Genomic DNA, 19,342 nt, shown 5'->3' with positions numbered 1-19,342 from the left:
TTATTACTAAATATAGTAATTTTTAAAATTACATTGGCAAAAACTATTCCTTTTAACCATGATTAACAGATAAGCTGACAAAAATGCTTTTATTGTCATATTTCTGTAGATATAAACAATGTTTTTTTGAATTATTTGAAAACCAAATTTCAGGATTACCTGATTTTCTGAGTAAATAGACAAAAAAAGCATTAATAATCAAAATCTATATTAGCAGACTTATTAACTATATTGGTCGTTTAAGTTGTTAATAAATTACGTATATTAGAAAGGCTATTGGCTGTTAAAACCGTCTTAATTTACTTAAATTAGCCCGTTAAATAAAATCAATTTTAGAATAAAATAATTTTTATGGCAGAAGGAGAAAAGCTAATACCTATCAATATAGAGGATGAGATGAAGTCTGCATACATCGATTATTCGATGTCTGTGATCGTATCGCGAGCGCTTCCAGACGTGAGAGATGGTCTTAAACCGGTTCACAGGAGAGTTTTATATGGTATGTATGAGTTAGGTGTTAAAGCCAATAGTGCTCATAAGAAATCAGCAAGAATAGTAGGTGAGGTTCTTGGTAAATATCACCCGCACGGTGATACATCTGTTTACGATACCATGGTTCGTATGGCACAGGAGTGGAGTTTGCGATATATGTTGGTAGATGGTCAAGGTAACTTTGGGTCTGTAGATGGAGATAGTCCTGCAGCGATGCGATATACCGAGGCAAGAATGCGAAAAATATCGGAAGATATGCTTGCTGATATTGAAAAGGATACAGTTGATCATACCTTTAATTTTGATGATACCTTACAGGAACCTACGGTTTTACCGAGTAGAGTGCCTGGATTATTAATCAATGGTGCTTCGGGTATTGCTGTGGGGATGGCAACTAATATGCCTCCACATAACCTAAGCGAAGTTGTTGATGGAACCATTGCTTATATAGAGAATAATGATATCGAGATAGATGAGCTTATTCAACACATTAAAGCACCTGATTTTCCTACTGGGGGTATCATATATGGTTATGATGGAGTAAGAGAAGCTTTTAAAACTGGTCGTGGTAGAATAGTAATGCGTGCCAAAGCTAGTTTTGAAGAAGTAAACGGAAGAGAATGTATTATCGTATCTGAAATTCCTTATCAGGTTAATAAGGCGGATATGATTAAGAAAACCGCTGATCTTGTAAATGATAAGAAAATAGATGGAATCTCAACTATTAGAGATGAATCTGATAGAAAAGGAATGCGTATTGTTTATATCTTGAAAAGAGATGCAATACCTAATATAGTTCTTAACCTTTTATACAAGTATACTGCATTACAATCTTCTTTTAGCGTTAATAACATTGCGCTCGTTAAAGGAAGACCTCGATTGCTGAATGTAAAAGAAATGATTCATTATTTTGTAGAGCATAGACACGAAGTTGTTGTGCGTAGGACAAAGTATGAACTAAGAAAAGCAGAGGAAAGAGCGCATATCTTAGAAGGGTTGATCATAGCTTCAGATAATATTGATGAAGTAATTAAGTTGATCCGAGCTTCTTCTAATGCAGATGAGGCAAGACAAAAGCTTATTGAGCGATTCAAGCTTACTGAAATTCAGGCGAAAGCTATCGTCGAAATGCGTCTAAGACAATTAACAGGTCTGGAGCAAGATAAATTACGTGCTGAGTATGAGGAGTTAATGAAAACTATTGAGGACCTTAAAGATATTCTTGATAAAAAAGAACGTCGAATGGAAATCATTAAAGAAGAACTTCTTGAGGTAAAAGAAAAATATGGAGATGATCGTCGTTCTCAAATAGAATATGCCGGAGGTGATTTAAGTATCGAGGATATGATACCGAATGAGAAAGTGGTGATTACTATTTCTCATGCTGGTTATATCAAAAGAACTTCATTAACAGAATACAAAAAACAAAATAGAGGAGGAGTTGGTCAGAAAGGAAGTACCACGCGTAATGAAGATTTCCTGGAACATCTTTTTGTTGGAACAAATCACCAATATATGTTGTTTTTTACCCAAAAGGGGAAATGTTTCTGGATGCGGGTTTATGAAATTCCGGAAGGAAGTAAGACATCAAAAGGTAGAGCAATACAAAACCTGATCAATATCGAAAGTGATGATAAGGTAAAAGCATTCATCTGTACCCAAGACCTTAAAGATGAAGAATATATAAACTCTCATTATGTCATAATGGCAACAAAAAAAGGTCAGGTTAAGAAAACTTCGCTTGAACAATATTCAAGACCGCGTACTAATGGTATAAATGCCATAACGATTAAGGATAATGATGAATTGTTAGAAGCTAAGCTAACCGATGGAAAAAGCCAGGTAATGCTTGCTGTTAAATCCGGAAAAGCCATTCGTTTTGAAGAGGAAAAAACAAGACCAATGGGACGTGGAGCATCTGGTGTAAGAGGGATACGTCTTGCTGATGACAAAGATGAAGTAATCGGCATGGTAGCTGTTAATGATATGGAAAGTAATATTTTGGTGGTTTCTGAAAATGGCTATGGTAAACGTTCAAAGTTAGAAGACTACAGAATTACGAATAGAGGAGGAAAAGGAGTTAAGACCATTTCTGTAACAGATAAGACCGGACAATTAGTGGCTATTAAAAACGTTACTGATGCTGATGACCTGATGATTATCAATAAATCCGGTATTGCAATTAGATTATCAGTAGAAGATTTAAGGGTAATGGGGCGTGCTACACAAGGAGTTCGTTTAATTAATTTAAAAGGTAAGGATTCCATTGCTGCGGTAGCCAAAGTAATGCACGATGAAGATGATGTTGAAGATATTGATGGTGAAATTGAAGAAATTGACATATCTTTGCAAAATGATGAAGATGCATCGGATGGCACGACTATTGATGAATCAACAAATGAATAAAAGAATCCCATAAAAAAAAACGAGTAATGAGAACTAAATTTATTGTAGCATTTTTTCTAACTATAGGTGCTATAGGATTTTCGCAAAAGAAAGCAATTAGTGCAGCAAAAAAAGCATTAAAATCTGGTAATTTAGAAGTGGCTAGTGAAGCTTTGACTGCTGCTGAAGGTCAACTGGATGCTGCAGACGAGAAGATGAAAGCACAATACTATTTACTTAAAGGACAGGTAGCTTCTGCTTCTTCAGATAAATCTTTAGGAAAATTAGAGGAAGCTGCGATGGCTTATTCTAAAGTTGTAGAGATAGAGAACGCTTCTGGTAGTAGTAAATATTCTGATCAGGCTAATAAAGGAATACAGACAATACGTCAATCCTTAGTAGAACAGGCCGTAGCAGATCAGAAAGCAGGAAAAAATAAAGAAGCTGCTGATAAACTATATTTAGGATATAAAACTAAAAAGTCAGATACTTCTTATTTGTATTTTGCAGCATCTAACGCCGTAAATGGAAAAGATTATGATACTGCTCTAAACTACTATAATGAGTTAATCGACCTTGGATACAAAGGAATTGAAGATAAATATACAGCTACCAATAAAGAAACTGGAGAAGTTGATCCTTTTGATTCAAAAGAATTAAGAGATTTTTCTGTTAAAGCTGGTACTCATATTAAACCTGAAGTTACTAAAACCAAATCTAGACAAGCCGAAATCACTAAAAATATTGCGCTTATCTATATAACTCAAGGTAAGGACGAAGAGGCAATAAAGGCAATGGAAGCTGCTAAAAAGCAAAATCCTAATGATCCTGCTTTAATGCAAGAAGAAGCTAATATGTTTTACAAATTAGGTAACCTTGCTAAATATCAGGAATTAATGGAAAAGATAGTTGCTAATGATCCTGAAAATCCTAATTTATTGTATAATTTAGGTGTAAGTGCTTCCCGTTTAGGAGATAATGAAAAAGCAAAAGAATATTATAAAAAAGCTTTAGAGATAAAGCCAGATTACTCTTCAGCTCAAATTAATATTGCAGCGATTATTTTAAGTGGAGAAACTGCTCTTAATGAAGAAATGAACAGTTTAGGAGGATCCAGTGCAGATTATAAAAGATTCGATGTTCTAAAAAAGCAGAAGCAAGACTTGTATAGAGAAGCTGTTCCTTATTTAGAAGGAGCTTTAGAATCTAAGCCTGATAATGTTGAAGCTATTCGTACGTTAATGCAGATTTTTTATCAATTAGATGATCCAAAAGCTGAGGATATGAAAAGTAAATTAAAAGCTTTAGAAGGAGGTAATTAATCCCTTTACTAAAACTTTAAAAGCAATAAAAAAGTGCGCATCAATTTTGATGCGCACTTTTCTATTTGGTCTAGTTATTTAATAAGATAGTAATGGACGTTCTAATAGCTGAATGTTGCTATGAAGACGTTCTCTGACAATATTCATCATTCTTTTATTCAATGAGGAAGAGTTTTGGACGTATGTTAAGTATTCATCTACAGTAAACTGACCAATGATCATCCCTTTCAGGCTATTCCTGAATTTCATGTCCTTTTGTATAGCATTGTCTATATAAAGTAAACGTTTTTCCAAGGATAATTCGTAAAAAGTGTTTTTCCTCTTTTTGATATAGTTTCTAAACACTTCAATTAATAATTCTCCCTGAAGTTTGATAATGGGTCTGATTGTTTTGTTCTGAAACTGTTCATCTTCTGACATGTTTTCAGAAACTCTTGCATTTAAAATTTGTGGGCGGATAGCCAATAAATTTGATTCCCTGTTTTCCATAATAAAGAGTGTTTACTAAAAATACAGAATTGTTTGATCCAAAATCTAGCTGGGTGTTTAGAGTTTTAAACCAGTTATGAACATTATTTAGGAGTTCTTTTTCTCTTAGTAAAACAACAAGGGGCTCTTTTCAAAAAGAGCCCCTTGTACAGAGAATTATAACTAAGATTTTCTTATTTACTTAAGAATTCTTCTTTAGACTTTATATTGATAGCACCTCCATTATTCTTTTCTAAATACTTCTTGAACTTGGCTACTTGCTTAGCTTCTATTTTTTTAAAAGATGCTTTTGCTTCGTTTAATCTGTTTTTGAGTGTTTCTTTATTCTCAATTTGAGATAAAGAAGGTTTTTCAAAAAGGTTCGCTACATCACTATATAATAACGCCAATTTTTCTCTTAGTTGTGGCTCCGCTTCGGCAACGTAGTTATCGCCAGTTGTCACTACCAGTGTTTCCTTTAATGAATTTAATTCACCTACCAGAGCGGATATTATTTTTTTAGCTTTAGGATCTTTCTTCTCAACTTCTTCTGCTTTTTTGATGTTTTGGTCGATTTGATACACTAAATACGCGAGATCTTCCATGTCATCATAAAGTTCCTTAGTTGTTTTAAATTGAGCTTCTCTTTCGGCAGCAGTTACACTGGAATTAGGATCATTTTCTAATTTGATAGAGCTTTCATAAGAGTTTTTTCCTTTCTTTAGAATAACTTTATATATTCCGCTTTTAGCTCTTGGAGCAGTAAAACCACCTGCAGTGTATGATTTACCGGCAGCAACTTTTGGAGGTTTTGTTCTAAAATCCCAGTTAACAATATTAATTCCCTTAGATTTTCCCGGAACAAGAGAAACAATTTCTTTTCCGTTGTTATCCTGAATAGACAAAGTCATTTTTCCGAAAGTATGCCTCTTTTTTAGATAATAAATGATCTGACCTGAAGAAGATGGATTGTTTCCTACGAATTGAAGTTCTGTACTTCCTCCTCCAAAACCACCTTCTTCTTTTATGATAGCTGGTTTTGATGAAAAGAAATGAACATCTTTATTTAGTACTTCCTGATTAATTTGACGTAACGGAGAAATATCATCAATAATAATAATTCCTCTACCGTGCGTACCTAATACAAGATCACTAGTTTTTTTCTGCAAATCAATAAAATGAACTGCGGCTGCAGGCATATTATTTGTAAAACGAGACCAGTTTTTTCCACCATCAATTGTTATGAATAACCCAAATTCTGTACCTAAATAGAGTAAGTTCTCGTTTTCATAATCTTCCTGAATGTTCCGTGCAAAACCGATGATATCATCTGTAACCAGAGATTTCCATGTTTTTCCAAAATCAGATGTTTTGTACACATATGGTTTCATATCATTTTGAGCATGTCCATCAAAAACTGCATAAGCAGTTCCTTTTGAGTGATTACTTGCTTCTATATGATAAACCCATGTATTCTTAGGAAGTCCTTGGATATTAGGTGTTGTATTGGTCCAGTTTTTTCCTCCATCTTGTGTTATCTGAACATTTCCGTCGTCAGTTCCAACCCAGATGATCTTTTCATCGATAGGTGATTCTGCAATCGTGAAAATTGTAGTATGTGTCTCTGCTCCTGACTTATCAGTAGAAATACCTCCAGATTCTTTGTCTTGTTTTTCAGGGTCATTAGTAGTAAGATCCGGAGAGATAATTTTCCAGTTATCCCCCATATCTTCACTTACGTGAAGAAATTGACTACCCATATAAAATCTATCTGGTTGATGAGCACTTATAGCCATTGGAGCATTCCAGTTAAAACGAAGGTCAGCTTTCCCTTTTACTTGTAGAGGCTTTACGTTTTTAGTATTGTTTTTATCAATATCATATCTCCAGACATTTTGAGCTCCTTGCATTTCAGAGTATATAATTTTTTTAGTTGGATGTCTAAGCACTCTGAAACCATCTCCAACACCTATGCGTTTCCAATCGCGTGCCTCAATACCTCCCGGAGAAGAAGATGGACCATACCAGGAACCATTATCTTGTAATCCTCCATAAATATTATAAGGTTCTTCATTATCTACACTAATTTGATAAAATTGAGATAATGGTAGATTATCCACCATATCCAATGTAGAGCCACCATCCCAGCTTCTGTAAACACCACCATCAGTACCTACGTACATTCTATCAGAATTGTTAATGTCAAATGTAATGTCATGGATATCAGCGTGCATGTTGCCAAGGTTCTTGAATGTTTTTCCACCATCTCGTGAGATAGATCCAAATAATCCACCTTTGGCTACGATATCAGGATTTTTAGGATCCACCACGATCCTTGCAAAGTAGAATGGTCTAACTACCAATCCGAAATCCCCGTTAAGTAATTTCCAACTTCCACCAGCATCATCAGAGCGGTATAAACCTTTGTCTTCCTTGCTTTCTACAACTGCATATACGATTTTAGGATTGGATGGAGCAACCGCAACTGCAAATCTTCCTAAATCTCCCTTTGGGAAACCATTGTGTATCTTGTTCCAAGTTTTTCCTGCATCGGTAGATTTGTATAATGCACTATTAGGTCCACCCGAATTAAAATTCCAGGCTGTTCTCCTAAATTCCCACATAGCTGCATAAAGTGTATTGGGGTCATTGGGATCCATAATGACTTCATTGGCACCGGTTCTTTCATTAATGTACAAAATTTTCTCCCAGGTTTTCCCTCCATCGGTAGTCTTGTACACACCACGATCTTCACTATCACCCCATAAAGCTCCAATAACACCAACATAGATTTCATTTGAATTCTTTGGGTTTATCTGAATACTACTGATTCGCTCAGAGTTTTCTAATCCCATTTTTTTCCAGTTGGATCCACCATCGGTAGTTTTATATATTCCATCACCTATGGATACACTATTTCTTGTCCAAATTTCTCCGGTTCCTACCCAAACGGTATTATCCGGATCATTAGGATCAATAGAGACGACACCTATAGATTGTGCATAATCATCAAATATTGGAGCAAAACTAGCTCCACCGTTAGAGGACTTCCATACTCCACCTCCTGCAGTACCAGCATACACAATTCTGCTATTGGTAGGATGGTTTTCTAAATCGATGATTCTACCACTCATTAATGCAGGTCCAATATGTCTTGCTTCCAGTTTTCCAAAAAGTTCTTTACCTTTTAGAATAATATCTTGAGCTTGTAATCCTAATGAAAATATAACGCTAAGCCCTGCGATTATAATTTTTTTATTCATAATTCCTTTTGATTGATTAGTAATTTATGTGAAAAAAAATCCCCAACGAATTGGGGATAGTAGTATGTTTTAATCTTTTACTTTTTCTCTGGAAATGCAAATTTTGCACTGTCAACTTCTGGATTGAGTTTTATTTCTTTGAAGCTCATTGTTTGAAAATCACTACCAATGGTGAAAGGGAAATAAACACCATTCACTTCCTGGTAATCACTTAATGATGTTTTGATAGTCTGTCCTTTCATAGGACCTTGATTGACTTGTGTTTCTAAGATAATTGGCACAAAATTCTCTGTATCAAAATAGTAATGCATAATATTAGGTACAGATTGACCGTCTACTAAAATAGGATCTTTAGTCATTTTTACTTTAAAAGTTTCTGTACCATCTATAGTTTCCTTTCCGATCAATTCTACAGTATATCCTTTTTCTTTGTAGTTTAATAATGCATCAGGGAAATCTTTTGTCTGTTTCTTAATGTTTTCGGTAGCTTCATTGTCACTTTTCTCAGCTTCCATTGTCATTTGGTTTCTTTGCCATGAGGTTTCTCCATCAAAAGCAGACCATACCATGCGGTTACCTTGCAGTTCTATAGTAACTAATTGTTTTCCATCTTTTGTAGATATCTGTTCAAAAGGGATTTCCATGCCTTGCATTTTCATCACTCCAACCATTTCTATACCTTCTAGTTTTTCCCAGCTTTCTTTTCCTCCAGTATTTTCGAGGTAATTTGCTATAATTTCATCTGCAGTTTGAGCATTCGCAGGAGCAATAATTGCTATCATTAATGCTACAATAAAAGATTTTAAAGTATTCATTTTTAAATTTTATTAGTGTTTATGTAAAGTTAGTCATTCGAATCTTATTTTTGTTACACTATTTATCTCAATATTTTTAAAATTTAAAATAATGAAATTCGGAAAAGTAGAACATCCCGAGCATATTGATTTTGCACTGCCAAAAGATCATATAGATACATCCAGAGTTTTGAAGAAAGAAAATAATAAGGAATTATCTGTGTATGTGGGATGTGCAAAATGGAATAAACAGGAGTTAAAAGGTTTTTACCCTCGAGGCACAAAAGATGAGTTACATTATTATTCAAGGCAGTTCAATTCTATAGAATTAAATGCTACATTCTACAGAATTTTTTCCGAAGATCAATTTAAAAAGTGGTATGATAAAACTCCAGAAGGATTTAAATTTTTTCCGAAGTTGGTTCAGAATATATCTCATCTTAAAAGATTAAATGATGATGTGCAACCATATGTAGATCAATATTTGGCTAGTGCGATTCATCTAAAAGAAAAGTTAGGAACCATTTTTTTACAAATGCACAGTAATTTTTCTCCTAAATATTTTGACCGGGTAATTAATTTTGTTGATAGATGGCCTAAAGATGTACGTTTAGCAATTGAGTTTAGACATACGGATTGGTTTAATGATAATAACGTAGCCAATGAGTTATATGATTTATTGGAGAATCATAATATCGCAAACATTATTACGGATTCTGCTGGAAGAAGGGACTTATTGCATATGAGACTTACCAATAAAGAAGCTTTTATTCGATATGTTGGTGCCAATCATGAAACAGATTATACGAGATTGGTAGATTGGAGCAACAGATTAAAATCTTGGAAAAATCAGGGTATAGAGGATATTCATTTTTTTGTTCATCAAAATGTAGAGAAAGAATCTCCGCTATTATCTAAATATTTTATTGAATTACTGAATAGAGATTTAGGAACAAATCTCAGTTTGCCTAATCATTCATCTGATGGAGCTACCTTGTTTTAGTAGGAATTTATTCAAAAAAAGTAATAGTATTATCAAGATTGTAGGTCAAATCGGAATGGAAAGTGTTAAAGTTTAAAAATATTTTGCACTTTATCTGGTTTATGTGTATTTTGCCGATGTTTTAAAGAGTTAACGTTCTGATTTTACGAAAGTTTTTTCAAAAACGATGTTAATTTGAACTAATTCTAACAAGCCAAAATAAATACATATGACTAAACGACTACACTCCATTTTATTATTCTTTTCTATTTTGTTTGTTTCCTCTTTACAGGCACAGAGCATTGTATTTACTGAGAATATAGATTTATTTAATCAGGATGCGGCAATAACTAATAGGTTAGAGTTAGCCGAAAATAAGGAATCTCATAGCGAGAAAGTTTTTTCTTACAATTCAGATATGGATCACAGTGCTCACAAACATGAAATCCATAGTGAATCACATGATTTTGGTTTTAGTCGTATTTCTTTGATTGATATTATCTCTTCTGATGAAGGAGCTGATTTTAATTGTTCAGGAGGTTTTTGTATGGATAAATCTCATTTCCATAAAAAAGGATTGACTCTCAAAAAGCAGTTATTTGGTTATTTCATGAAAATTTCTTGTTAGTAATATTTGTAATATCCTTTTTTGTTGGGTAATGGATATATTCCTTTACTTTTGTACCCTAAAAGAATATAAGGATGACATTTGCAGAATTAGGTGTTCCTAAAGATTTAATTAAGGGTCTTAAAGAAATGGGAATAACCGTTCCTACTAAAATTCAAGAACAGACACTACCTGTTCTGATCAACAGCCAAGTAGATTTTATCGGTAAGGCTCAGACAGGCACCGGGAAAACAGCTGCCTTTGGTATTCCTTTATTAACTAGTATAAATGCAGAAAAGAAAGAGGTTCAAGCATTAATATTGGCTCCAACCAGAGAACTCGGTCAACAAATAGCTAAACAACTTTTTAAGTTTACCAAGTATACAGATAAAATTTTCACCGAATCAGTTTACGGAGGTGAAAAAATAGAAATTCAACTTTCCAGATTAAAAAGGCCTACACATATTATTGTAGCAACTCCGGGACGACTTATTGATCTTATAGAAAGAAAAGCTGTAGATATTTCTAAGATCAAAACCATTATTATGGATGAAGCTGATGAAATGCTAAGTATGGGGTTTAAAAAAGACCTTACCACAATTTTGAGCAAAACCAAAGGTCGCAGAAATGTATGGCTTTTTTCTGCTACCATTCCTTCAGCACTTAACGAAATTATTAATTCCTATGTAGATAAGAATGCTGTGAGAGTGTCTGTGGATAAAAATGATGCTGTGAACAAAGGGATTGAGCATCATTTTGTAATTGGTGAAGAAGCAAATAAATTAGACACACTCACTTATTTTCTTAAATCCCAGAAAAATCAAAGAGGTATCATTTTTACTAAAACCAAGGCGGCAGCTCGAAAATTATCCAAACAACTTACTGCAAAAAATTATGAAGTAGGCCTACTTGAGGGTGATATGACCCAAAAAGACAGAGATAAGGTAATGAGAGCTTTTAAAAAAGGTACTCAAGAACTATTAGTTTCTACAGATGTAGCTGCCAGAGGAATTGATGTAGCCAATTTGGCATTTGTAGTCCATTATCAATTACCTGACCAAATGGAGTACTACACACATCGAAGCGGTAGGACAGCCAGAGCAGGTAAAACAGGATTGTCTCTAGCTTTGATAGTGAAGCAGGAATTAAAAGTTATTAGAGACTTAGAAAAGCAACTGGGAATTAAATTTACTCAGATTCGATAAATATCAGACTCATTTCTTTTCCTACAATGTGGAGCTACTAATTTAATTAGGTTGGCAGATTACAAAAGAAAGATATAAATTCACTGAAAACAGGGTAAACACTTTACCCAAAAACTAGGTGCAAATACTGTTAAAAACAATGTACTTTTGATTTCAGAAAGTATGATTTGACAGGTTGTAGGCAGAAAATACCTCCCAGATCATAAAATATTAAATTTTATGTTGAGCTGGTCGATAATTTTTTGCTAATTACTCGGTTATTTATTTACTTTACGAAAAACCAACTTCATGCAAATATTAGACTATACATTATCTCCAAAAGTAAATAATGCTATTCACATAGCGCAATCTATTGCTAAAGAGTATTATAATGATCAGTATAATGCTGCTCACTTATTAAAAGCTCTTTTACATAAAGACGTCGGATTAAAAGATTTTTTTAACCAAATTGATGGTGATATCTACTATTATGAAGAATGGTCTGAAGTTAGAATAGAAGCACTACCTAGAGTTGTCAATATTCCGGATACGATTAATGGAGATAAATCAATTGAAGCAGTATTTAATGAAGCGGATACCATAAAACTTAAACTTGGAAAGGATGAAATTACGCCTCATGCTGTTTTAATTGCCTTATGTACTCCGGGTGTTGGTTTTTCCTATGAACAACTAAAAACATTACCGCTAAAGGCAGATGAAGTTTTAATTGCTGCAACACAAGGTAAAACCGGAGCAGTAAAGGGAACTTCGGGTAAAAGCGGAGCGGCAAGCGCAGCAGTATCCAAAGGTGACTCGGGCATATTGGATGAGTATTGTTTTGATAAAACTTTTGCAGCAAAAAACAAACAGTTAGACGATGTTTTTGGTCGGGATGCAGAAGTAAAAATGATTACAGAAATATTAGGTAGACATTCTAAACCTAACGTTTTGATTACTGGGGAACCAGGTGTTGGTAAGACGGTACTTTTAGATGGTTTCTCAGAAGCAGTGGTAAATGGTAACGTTCCAGAGGGATTGAAAGACGCTCAAATCTATGAACTGGATTTTATTAATCTTGTTTCGGGAGCAAGTTATAAAAGTGAGGTAGAAGATCGATTTAAAAAAATTATAGCCGCATTAAAAGAATTTGACAAACCTGTTTTGCTAATTGATGAGATTAATAATCTTACCGATAAAAATAGTGGTAATCAAGGGTTAGTTAATATCTTAAAATCAGAGTTGGCAAAAGGAGAAGTTACTTTTATTGCAACTGCCACTAATGATGCATTTAGAAAACACATAGAGACCGACGAAGGATTAACCAGAAGATTTGAAATTGTGGCCCTTGATGAACCATCAGAACAGGATGCGCTTACTATGATCTCTAATACTATCGATAAATATAAAAAGCATCATAACTTAGATATTGTAGATGAAACTATCGCTGAAGCAATACGACTTTCTAAGCGATTTAATAAAGACAGAAGCCTTCCGGATGCTGCCATAGATCTTATAGATAGAACAATGTCTGCTTCTAGGTATATGATCGAAACAACAGCTAATAATGTAGAGACATTATTAAAAGATATAAAAGAAATTGGAGAAAAAGAATCAGAAGAATCAGAAAAGATATCATCGGTAAGTTGGATATACAACAATCTAAAAAGTAAATTTAGTTATCTCTTATTTACCGAACTAGGTGAAGACGAAATGATCTTGGGTGAAGAAAATTTTGATAATTACAAAACAAAAATCGTTGGAATTCTAGATCATTTTTTTAAGAAAGCTTCCGAAGAAAAAACGTTAGTTGATAAAAATGATGTTTCGGCTACGATTGCAAATAAAACAGGAATTCCGGTTGGAAAACTACAGGCGGATGAAAAAGAAAGGCTGTTGAATATGGAAGATCACCTTAAAAAAAGAGTGATTGGTCAAGATCATGCCATTAAAACTATTTCTGAAGCAGTATTAGAATCCAGATCAGGTTTAAGTAAGCCTGGTTTACCTACAGGATCTTTCTTTTTTACAGGACCCACAGGTACAGGTAAAACCGAGTTGGCAAAATCTTTGGCAGAATTCTTATTTCAGACAGAAGATGCTATCATTAGATTTGATATGTCAGAGTTCAAAGAAGAACACTCTGCAGCTTTGTTATATGGTGCACCTCCAGGATACGTAGGTTATGAAGAAGGAGGTTTATTAGTAAATAAAATAAGACAAAAACCATATTCAATTGTGCTCTTTGATGAGATTGAAAAAGCGCACCCATCGGTATTTGATATTTTTCTCCAGATTTTGGATGAAGGGAAGTTAAATGACAGACTCGGTAAAACCGGAGATTTCTCTAATGCGGTTATTTTATTTACTTCCAATATAGGAAGTGAGCACGTAGTAAAGTCATTTACAGACGGAGAAATACCAAAATCTTCAGACCTTTTAGAACTTATGTCTAGGCATTTTAGACCCGAATTTTTAGGAAGACTTACAGAAATTGTTCCTTTCGCGCCTATAACCAAAGAGAATGTAGTTAAGATTTTTAATATTCAATTAAAAGATTTACATAAAGCATTAAACAAGCAAGAAGTAACCTTAGAGTTGACGGAAGGAGCTCAGGAATTTCTTGCTTATAAGGGATTTACCCCCAAATATGGAGCAAGACCTTTACGAGGTGTCATTAGAACTGATCTTAGAGGACCTTTGTCTAAGATGCTGATTACCGGAAAGATAGGAAAAGGAAGCAAGGTAAAGCTTGATGTTAAAGATGAAAAAATGCAGTGGTCGTACGAATAAAGACCGTATCCTGCAATAAAATTAGTATATTTATAATTCACAATCATTATTTAGAGAAAATATGAGCAATAACACATATGGATTAGGAGGGACAGAGGTAAAAACCGATGCTAGTGAAGCTATATTGGAAATCGGACAAAATAAAACACTTCTTGTTCAGAAATTAACGCACGATCAGCCAATTAAACCACAAATAGTTAATGGATTGACGTCGATCGATCACGTATTTGAAAACTACAAACCTGAGGTAGAGGTTGAATTTGAAGACGCAGATGGAGTAGAGAGTAAAGAAACGCTAAAATTTAACCATTTGGGTGATTTTGGAAAAAAAGGGATTATCAATCAGAGTAAGTTTTTAAATGATTTGGATACAGAAAAAGATCAGTATCTTAAGGTTGTTAAACAACTTAAATCAAACAAAATTTTGAAAACCGCTTTGGCAGATCCCGATGCAAAACAAGCATTGATAAGATCCATTCAATCATTATTAGCAGAATTACAACAAGGTTAAAAGATAAAGTACAGAATACATGGCAGCAGGAAAACAAGCTCAAGAGAGTGTTAAAATAGAGAATCCAGCAAAGGAACTTAAAATAAACGAAGAAAAATTAGCCAGATATGGTGGGTTTGATCTTTTAGAAGCGTGCATAGACGATGTTCAGAACATGAACCCTGATCGTAAAGCGCGTAAAAAGATTTTTCTTACGGAGTCAACTAAAAAATTGGAGAGGGCTAAACTTCAAAAGACATTGGAGATTTGGAGTGATATTTTATCATCATCGGATGATATTTCCGAAATGGTTGAAGAATCAGAAAAACGCTCGGAGATTGCAGGAAAATCTTTAGAAAAAAATCTAGGAGCGGCTTTAGAGCAAACCAGAGAATTGGAGCAATCTTATAGATCTGTAGCTTTATTTTTTAAGAATACAGAGTCGCAAAAAGTTAAGAATATCAATATTATGAATGCCGAACTCGAGCAGCTAAAAGATCTTGATAACACTAGATTTATAGATGCAATTCAGGAAGAGTTGGTACAAGGATATGATCGTCTGGATCTAAGAGATAATTACGGTATTTTGGTGATACCTGGATATCTCGGATCAAATAAAGTTGTGGAAAAATGGGCGAAAATTGCTCACGAAAATAAGGTAATGATGATTACTGATTTTGAACACCTTGATGAACCGGATGATGTTATGGAGATGTTTGAAGCTGCAAATCTAACAGGTGGTGATAAGTACAGATCAAATGTTATGATGGCTTGTAACTGGCTGGTAGGAAGAGGAAAACATGATGAAGTAGGAGAAGAGGATGATCTTTTTGTGCCACCATCTAGTGCATTAGCTGGACAAGTGTACAGAACGCTTATGTCTCAAGTAGCTGCGGGTAAAAAACATGGTGGGATTAATGAAGTCGATGGAGTTCGATTTGATTTAAAGAAAAGTGAAATTGCCCAGTTAGAAAAATTAGGATTGGTTCCTATGGTTAATGAATATGGAAAAGTAATGGCTTTTTCTGCAAAAACGTTATTTAATGGAGATAACTTAGGTTTACAAACGTATTCTGTAGTTAGGGTATTTGATTATGTGACTAAAGTGCTTATGGACTTCTTGAATAGAAGAGCATTTGAAAACTTTAATGCCAGAACACGTAAAGAGTTGATGGGACAAATAGTTAAATTTCTTGACGGAATTACTGGTCCGGATCAGTTAATCGAGGACTTTTCGATAAAGCGTTTTGAGCAGGATCCTAATCAAAAGGATAGAGTATATTTAGATATTCATATGAAACCTTATTTCCCTGCTAAGAACTTCATGATAAAAATGGATGGTCAGAAAGGAGATGATGGAACGGATTGGGATTCTGACTATGAGCAACAATAAGAACAATGAAAATTAATTGTTTAAAGACGAGCGTTACTTTGTAGCGCTCGTTTTTTTTATGTTATTCTGGACTTTACTTTCGAAATAGCAGATAATAGCTTTTCAAAATTAACGGGTTTCGAAAAATATTTATCAAAACCGATCTTGAGAAATTTTTGAGCATCGCCAGGCATTGCATAGGCCGTTACCGCATATATAGGAATATCTTTTAAGGCATCCAGTTTCTTAAAACGCTTTAATAATTCACAACCATCCATCTGATTTAAGCCTAGGTTAATATCTACCAGTATTAAATCAAGTGGTGATTGCTTTACAATTTTTAATGCCGATGAACCGTTTTCAGCAATAATGACATTCGATCCGTTTTTGGATAGCATTTTATTCATCACCATCGCATTGATTTTATTATCTTCTACGTAAAGTATATTCATATATTTCTGGGGATTCTAATAATAAACTCTGTTCCGTGTTCTAATTTACTAATAACTTTAATTTTTCCACCAAGGATTTCAATATATCTTTTGGATAAGCTTAAGCCTATTCCGGTACCTTCATATTTACGACTCAAACCTATACTTTCTTGAATAAAAGGATCAAATATTTTCCGTAGATTCCCTTTCCCGATACCAATTCCTGTATCTTTTATTACGATCTTGATACTTTTTCTCTTTGCCTTCACCTTAACCATTACTTTTCCTTTATTGGTATACTTAATCGCATTATGAATGATATTATTTATTGCAGTATGAAAAATATCTTCGTCAATAATGGCAGATGGGCACCTCTCGTCTAATTCCAAAATATACTTTAGATTTTTTGAATTTGCAAAATGACGATATTCTCGATAAGAGGTTTCTACTGTATAGTTTACATCAACTTCAACGAGATTAAGATTTTTTTGAATTGTTTCTATCTCGCTAAAGTGAGACAAGTTGTTTATTGTAGTAAGCAAACGTTCTTTGCTTTCGTCCAAATAAGCGGCTAATTTCTTACGCTCCTTAGGATTTTCTTCACCGAGTAATAGTAGATTACTAATAGTCATGATACCATTAAGCGGAGTTCTGATTTCGTGGCTAAAATTTGATAGGATATTTGATTTTAAACTACTTAATTCCTGTTCTTTTATATGTGCTTCTTTTATGGCATGTGCGGCTAATTTTTGTTCAGTAATATCGTGAAAGCTTACAAGTACGCTATTAACGTTGTTTTCTTGATCATTAATCGGAGTGTATTTTGACTCTAGCCATTGAATAGAACCCTTGTGCATTATTCTTTCGATTTCTTTTTTGACAGTATGGCCTTTTAAAGCTTCATTAAATTCGTGCGCAAAGGTGTTTTTAAAATTAACCGGCATTACATCGATAAAACGAGAAGAGGTTACTCTTGGATCTATTCCAAAATCTCTTTTAATGATCTTTATCGAATTTTCATCTGCCATTAATATTTTTCCGGCTGTATCCAGTAAAACTGTATAAGCAAATCCATTATTAATCATAGCTAATAATCGACTTTGATTTTCTGCAATCGTACGTTCGTTTATTTTTTTTTGTTGTACATCGATCAGGTTACCGATCATACGGATGGTATCGCCTTTTTCATTTTTTTTTCTATATCCATGTACTTCATAGTGACGATATCCTCCATCCAAATGTTTAAGTCGGTAGTAGTTAAAATAATGATTTCCGGATTTTTTAAGATTTTCCAAATGTCTTTCTACAGCTTGATCAACATCATCAGGGTGTATCATTTTTCTGAAGGTTTCTTCAGGTACAAAATCTTTTCTGATTGGTAATCCCAACATTTTTCTAAAATCTAAGCTATAAAAGACCATATTTGTCTCTATCAAATGATCAAATAAACCGGACCTTATACCTTTAAGCGCTAGTTTTTTGGTTTCTTCATTGTGTTTTAATTGCTCTATATAATTGTGCTGTTCGGTAACATCAGAAAAGCTTCCGTTTATAAAAATGACCTTGCCGTTGTGAAGAACCGGTTCTGCAATAACCCGTATCCACTTTTGCTTTCGTTTTTTAGTGATGATTTGGTCTATATAGTCGTAAGCAATTCCGTGATTAATAAGATCATCCCAATAGTTTTTGATCCTTTCTCTGGATTCTTTGGGATAAAACAAGAGAGCTTCAGGCATCGTTATAGGAGTTCCCTGTTTTAAATCGTGAAGCCGATAGCACTCCTTAGAAAAGTATAGTTTATCATTAATCGGGTCAAAATTCCATGCGCCGGTTTTTGTTAATCTAGATAAGGATATTAAAAAATTATGTTCTTCATTTTCTTCAGTAACATCTATTCCTGAAGCATAAATTTTGTTTTTATAATAAACAAGATCAAATTTTACATATAAAACAGCATCAGAAATTAAGGTAGCAAATCCAAATGTTTTATTGAGTTTTGATTTATTACGATACAGTTCAGAAATTGTTTCCTTGAATTCTGATTCATCTTCATCCAGTAAATATTTGTATATAGATTGTCCAATAATTTCACCTATTGGTAATGAAAATAGGACTTCACAACGTTTGTTGACTTTAAGAATGTTTCCTTTATCATCTAAAATAATCAGAAATAATAAAGTTTTATCTGTTAGAAATTCAAATTCGTCCGCTGAAAATGCCATATATCTAGAAGGTAATTCTATTCTTAAAGTTACGAAAATGATTCATATAAAGAAACGTTGATTTCCGCTGAGGGAATTAATAGTTCGTACTAAACTTATAGTACAATGATTTTATAATAAACAAAAATGAAGAGATTTAACTTTTTGATCTTTTTAGATATCTATAGCCTAGAATCAAGATACCAAACCCAATAAGGATATACAATCCGTATGATTGCCAAAACGAAGTACTTTTGGTAGTGAGCAAAAGAGGTGTCTCTTTGTTATACAAAATGGTGATTCTATCTCCTTCTTTATCCAATGGTCCAATAAATGGAATGTGTGCTAATTTGACAGTACTAGTAAGGCTATCGCCTTCCAGTGTCTTATAAGTTACCTTTGCAGTAGCCGAGGAGCGACGACTTTTAATTTTAAAATTTATTTCTTTTATAATTGCTTCGGTCTCAATGTAGCCCGAATCACTTTCTTGTGTTATTCCTAAAAAAGGTATGCAAAGCAAAAAAACAAGTGCGCAATAGAGTCTAAGATTTTTCATCGATG

At 33.8% G+C, this 19,342-nt stretch carries 14 protein-coding genes; 8 read left to right on the top strand and 6 right to left on the bottom strand.

Annotated elements, in window-relative coordinates; genetic code table 11:
• Nucleotides 1-351 precede the first annotated feature (351 nt).
• Nucleotides 352-2,898 carry a DNA gyrase subunit A gene (gyrA, locus tag ACFSR1_RS00480; RefSeq protein WP_378288548.1) on the top strand — a complete coding sequence of 849 codons (2,547 nt, stop codon included), beginning with the start codon at nt 352-354 and terminating at the stop codon, nt 2,896-2,898.
• Nucleotides 2,899-2,924: 26 nt separating this feature from the next.
• On the top strand, nt 2,925-4,199 hold the full coding sequence (locus tag ACFSR1_RS00475; protein WP_378288546.1) for a tetratricopeptide repeat protein: 1,275 nt from the start codon (nt 2,925-2,927) through the stop codon (nt 4,197-4,199).
• A 78-nt stretch (nt 4,200-4,277) separates the two neighbouring features.
• Here the strand turns inward: ACFSR1_RS00475 and ACFSR1_RS00470 are convergent, their stop codons facing one another.
• The 3 genes from ACFSR1_RS00470 to ACFSR1_RS00460 all read right to left on the bottom strand — a co-directional run bounded on the left by ACFSR1_RS00470 (nt 4,278) and on the right by ACFSR1_RS00460 (nt 8,745).
• Entirely contained in the window at nt 4,278-4,688 is a 411-nt protein-coding gene (locus tag ACFSR1_RS00470; RefSeq protein WP_378288544.1) for a glyoxalase, read from the bottom strand.
• A 173-nt stretch (nt 4,689-4,861) separates the two neighbouring features.
• Nucleotides 4,862-7,930: a WD40/YVTN/BNR-like repeat-containing protein gene (locus ACFSR1_RS00465; protein ID WP_378288542.1), complete on the bottom strand. Its 3,069-nt coding sequence runs from the start codon at nt 7,928-7,930 to the stop codon at nt 4,862-4,864.
• Nucleotides 7,931-8,007: 77 nt separating this feature from the next.
• Nucleotides 8,008-8,745 (bottom strand): outer membrane lipoprotein-sorting protein, encoded by a 738-nt coding sequence (locus tag ACFSR1_RS00460; RefSeq protein ID WP_378288540.1) that lies wholly within the window; start codon nt 8,743-8,745, stop codon nt 8,008-8,010.
• Nucleotides 8,746-8,836: 91 nt separating this feature from the next.
• On the opposite strand from ACFSR1_RS00460, the gene ACFSR1_RS00455 reads away from it, so the two are divergent.
• From ACFSR1_RS00455 to ACFSR1_RS00430, 6 genes are all read left to right on the top strand, one after another.
• A complete protein-coding gene (locus ACFSR1_RS00455; RefSeq protein ID WP_378288538.1) occupies nt 8,837-9,727 on the top strand; it encodes a DUF72 domain-containing protein in 891 nt (296 codons plus the stop codon).
• A gap of 208 nt (nt 9,728-9,935) precedes the next feature.
• On the top strand, nt 9,936-10,334 hold the full coding sequence (locus ACFSR1_RS00450; RefSeq protein ID WP_378288536.1) for a hypothetical protein: 399 nt from the start codon (nt 9,936-9,938) through the stop codon (nt 10,332-10,334).
• Between the two features lie 74 nt (nt 10,335-10,408).
• Entirely contained in the window at nt 10,409-11,518 is a 1,110-nt protein-coding gene (locus tag ACFSR1_RS00445) for a DEAD/DEAH box helicase (protein ID WP_378288534.1), read from the top strand.
• A 288-nt stretch (nt 11,519-11,806) separates the two neighbouring features.
• Nucleotides 11,807-14,287, top strand: a complete 2,481-nt coding sequence (locus ACFSR1_RS00440; RefSeq protein WP_378288532.1) for an ATP-dependent Clp protease ATP-binding subunit — start codon at nt 11,807-11,809, stop codon at nt 14,285-14,287.
• A gap of 61 nt (nt 14,288-14,348) precedes the next feature.
• Nucleotides 14,349-14,798, top strand: a complete 450-nt coding sequence (locus tag ACFSR1_RS00435) for a hypothetical protein (protein WP_378288530.1) — start codon at nt 14,349-14,351, stop codon at nt 14,796-14,798.
• A 19-nt stretch (nt 14,799-14,817) separates the two neighbouring features.
• The gene (locus ACFSR1_RS00430; protein ID WP_378288528.1) at nt 14,818-16,170 is read left to right on the top strand and encodes a DUF5458 family protein; all 1,353 of its coding nucleotides are present in this window, start codon (nt 14,818-14,820) and stop codon (nt 16,168-16,170) included.
• Nucleotides 16,171-16,226: 56 nt separating this feature from the next.
• On the opposite strand, the gene ACFSR1_RS00425 is transcribed toward ACFSR1_RS00430, so the two are convergent.
• From ACFSR1_RS00425 to ACFSR1_RS00415, 3 genes are all read right to left on the bottom strand, one after another.
• Nucleotides 16,227-16,601 (bottom strand): response regulator, encoded by a 375-nt coding sequence (locus tag ACFSR1_RS00425; RefSeq protein ID WP_378288526.1) that lies wholly within the window; start codon nt 16,599-16,601, stop codon nt 16,227-16,229.
• Nucleotides 16,598-18,802, bottom strand: coding sequence for a PAS domain-containing protein (locus ACFSR1_RS00420; RefSeq protein WP_378288524.1), 2,205 nt, complete (start codon nt 18,800-18,802; stop codon nt 16,598-16,600). Before ACFSR1_RS00420 ends, ACFSR1_RS00425 begins: the two co-directional genes overlap by 4 nt.
• A gap of 136 nt (nt 18,803-18,938) precedes the next feature.
• The gene (locus tag ACFSR1_RS00415; protein WP_378288523.1) at nt 18,939-19,337 is read right to left on the bottom strand and encodes a hypothetical protein; all 399 of its coding nucleotides are present in this window, start codon (nt 19,335-19,337) and stop codon (nt 18,939-18,941) included.
• Between the last annotated feature and the right edge of the window lie 5 nt (nt 19,338-19,342).

Source organism: Aquimarina rubra (genome assembly GCF_042684305.1).
Lineage (GTDB): Bacteria > Bacteroidota > Bacteroidia > Flavobacteriales > Flavobacteriaceae > Aquimarina > Aquimarina rubra.
The sequence above is the reverse complement of the archived record's forward strand: the minus strand, read 5'-3'. Positions and strand labels throughout refer to the sequence as shown.

Coding starts and splice junctions, on each gene's coding strand:
- ACFSR1_RS00415 (WP_378288523.1), bottom strand. CDS start 19,337: ATGAAAAATCTTAGACTCTATTGCGCACTTGTTTTTTTGCTTTGCATA.
- ACFSR1_RS00475 (WP_378288546.1), top strand. CDS start 2,925: ATGAGAACTAAATTTATTGTAGCATTTTTTCTAACTATAGGTGCTATA.
- ACFSR1_RS00435 (WP_378288530.1), top strand. CDS start 14,349: ATGAGCAATAACACATATGGATTAGGAGGGACAGAGGTAAAAACCGAT.
- ACFSR1_RS00460 (WP_378288540.1), bottom strand. CDS start 8,745: ATGAATACTTTAAAATCTTTTATTGTAGCATTAATGATAGCAATTATT.
- ACFSR1_RS00420 (WP_378288524.1), bottom strand. CDS start 18,802: ATGGCATTTTCAGCGGACGAATTTGAATTTCTAACAGATAAAACTTTA.
- ACFSR1_RS00440 (WP_378288532.1), top strand. CDS start 11,807: ATGCAAATATTAGACTATACATTATCTCCAAAAGTAAATAATGCTATT.
- ACFSR1_RS00465 (WP_378288542.1), bottom strand. CDS start 7,930: ATGAATAAAAAAATTATAATCGCAGGGCTTAGCGTTATATTTTCATTA.
- ACFSR1_RS00430 (WP_378288528.1), top strand. CDS start 14,818: ATGGCAGCAGGAAAACAAGCTCAAGAGAGTGTTAAAATAGAGAATCCA.
- ACFSR1_RS00455 (WP_378288538.1), top strand. CDS start 8,837: ATGAAATTCGGAAAAGTAGAACATCCCGAGCATATTGATTTTGCACTG.
- ACFSR1_RS00425 (WP_378288526.1), bottom strand. CDS start 16,601: ATGAATATACTTTACGTAGAAGATAATAAAATCAATGCGATGGTGATG.
- ACFSR1_RS00445 (WP_378288534.1), top strand. CDS start 10,409: ATGACATTTGCAGAATTAGGTGTTCCTAAAGATTTAATTAAGGGTCTT.
- ACFSR1_RS00450 (WP_378288536.1), top strand. CDS start 9,936: ATGACTAAACGACTACACTCCATTTTATTATTCTTTTCTATTTTGTTT.
- ACFSR1_RS00470 (WP_378288544.1), bottom strand. CDS start 4,688: ATGGAAAACAGGGAATCAAATTTATTGGCTATCCGCCCACAAATTTTA.
- gyrA (WP_378288548.1), top strand. CDS start 352: ATGGCAGAAGGAGAAAAGCTAATACCTATCAATATAGAGGATGAGATG.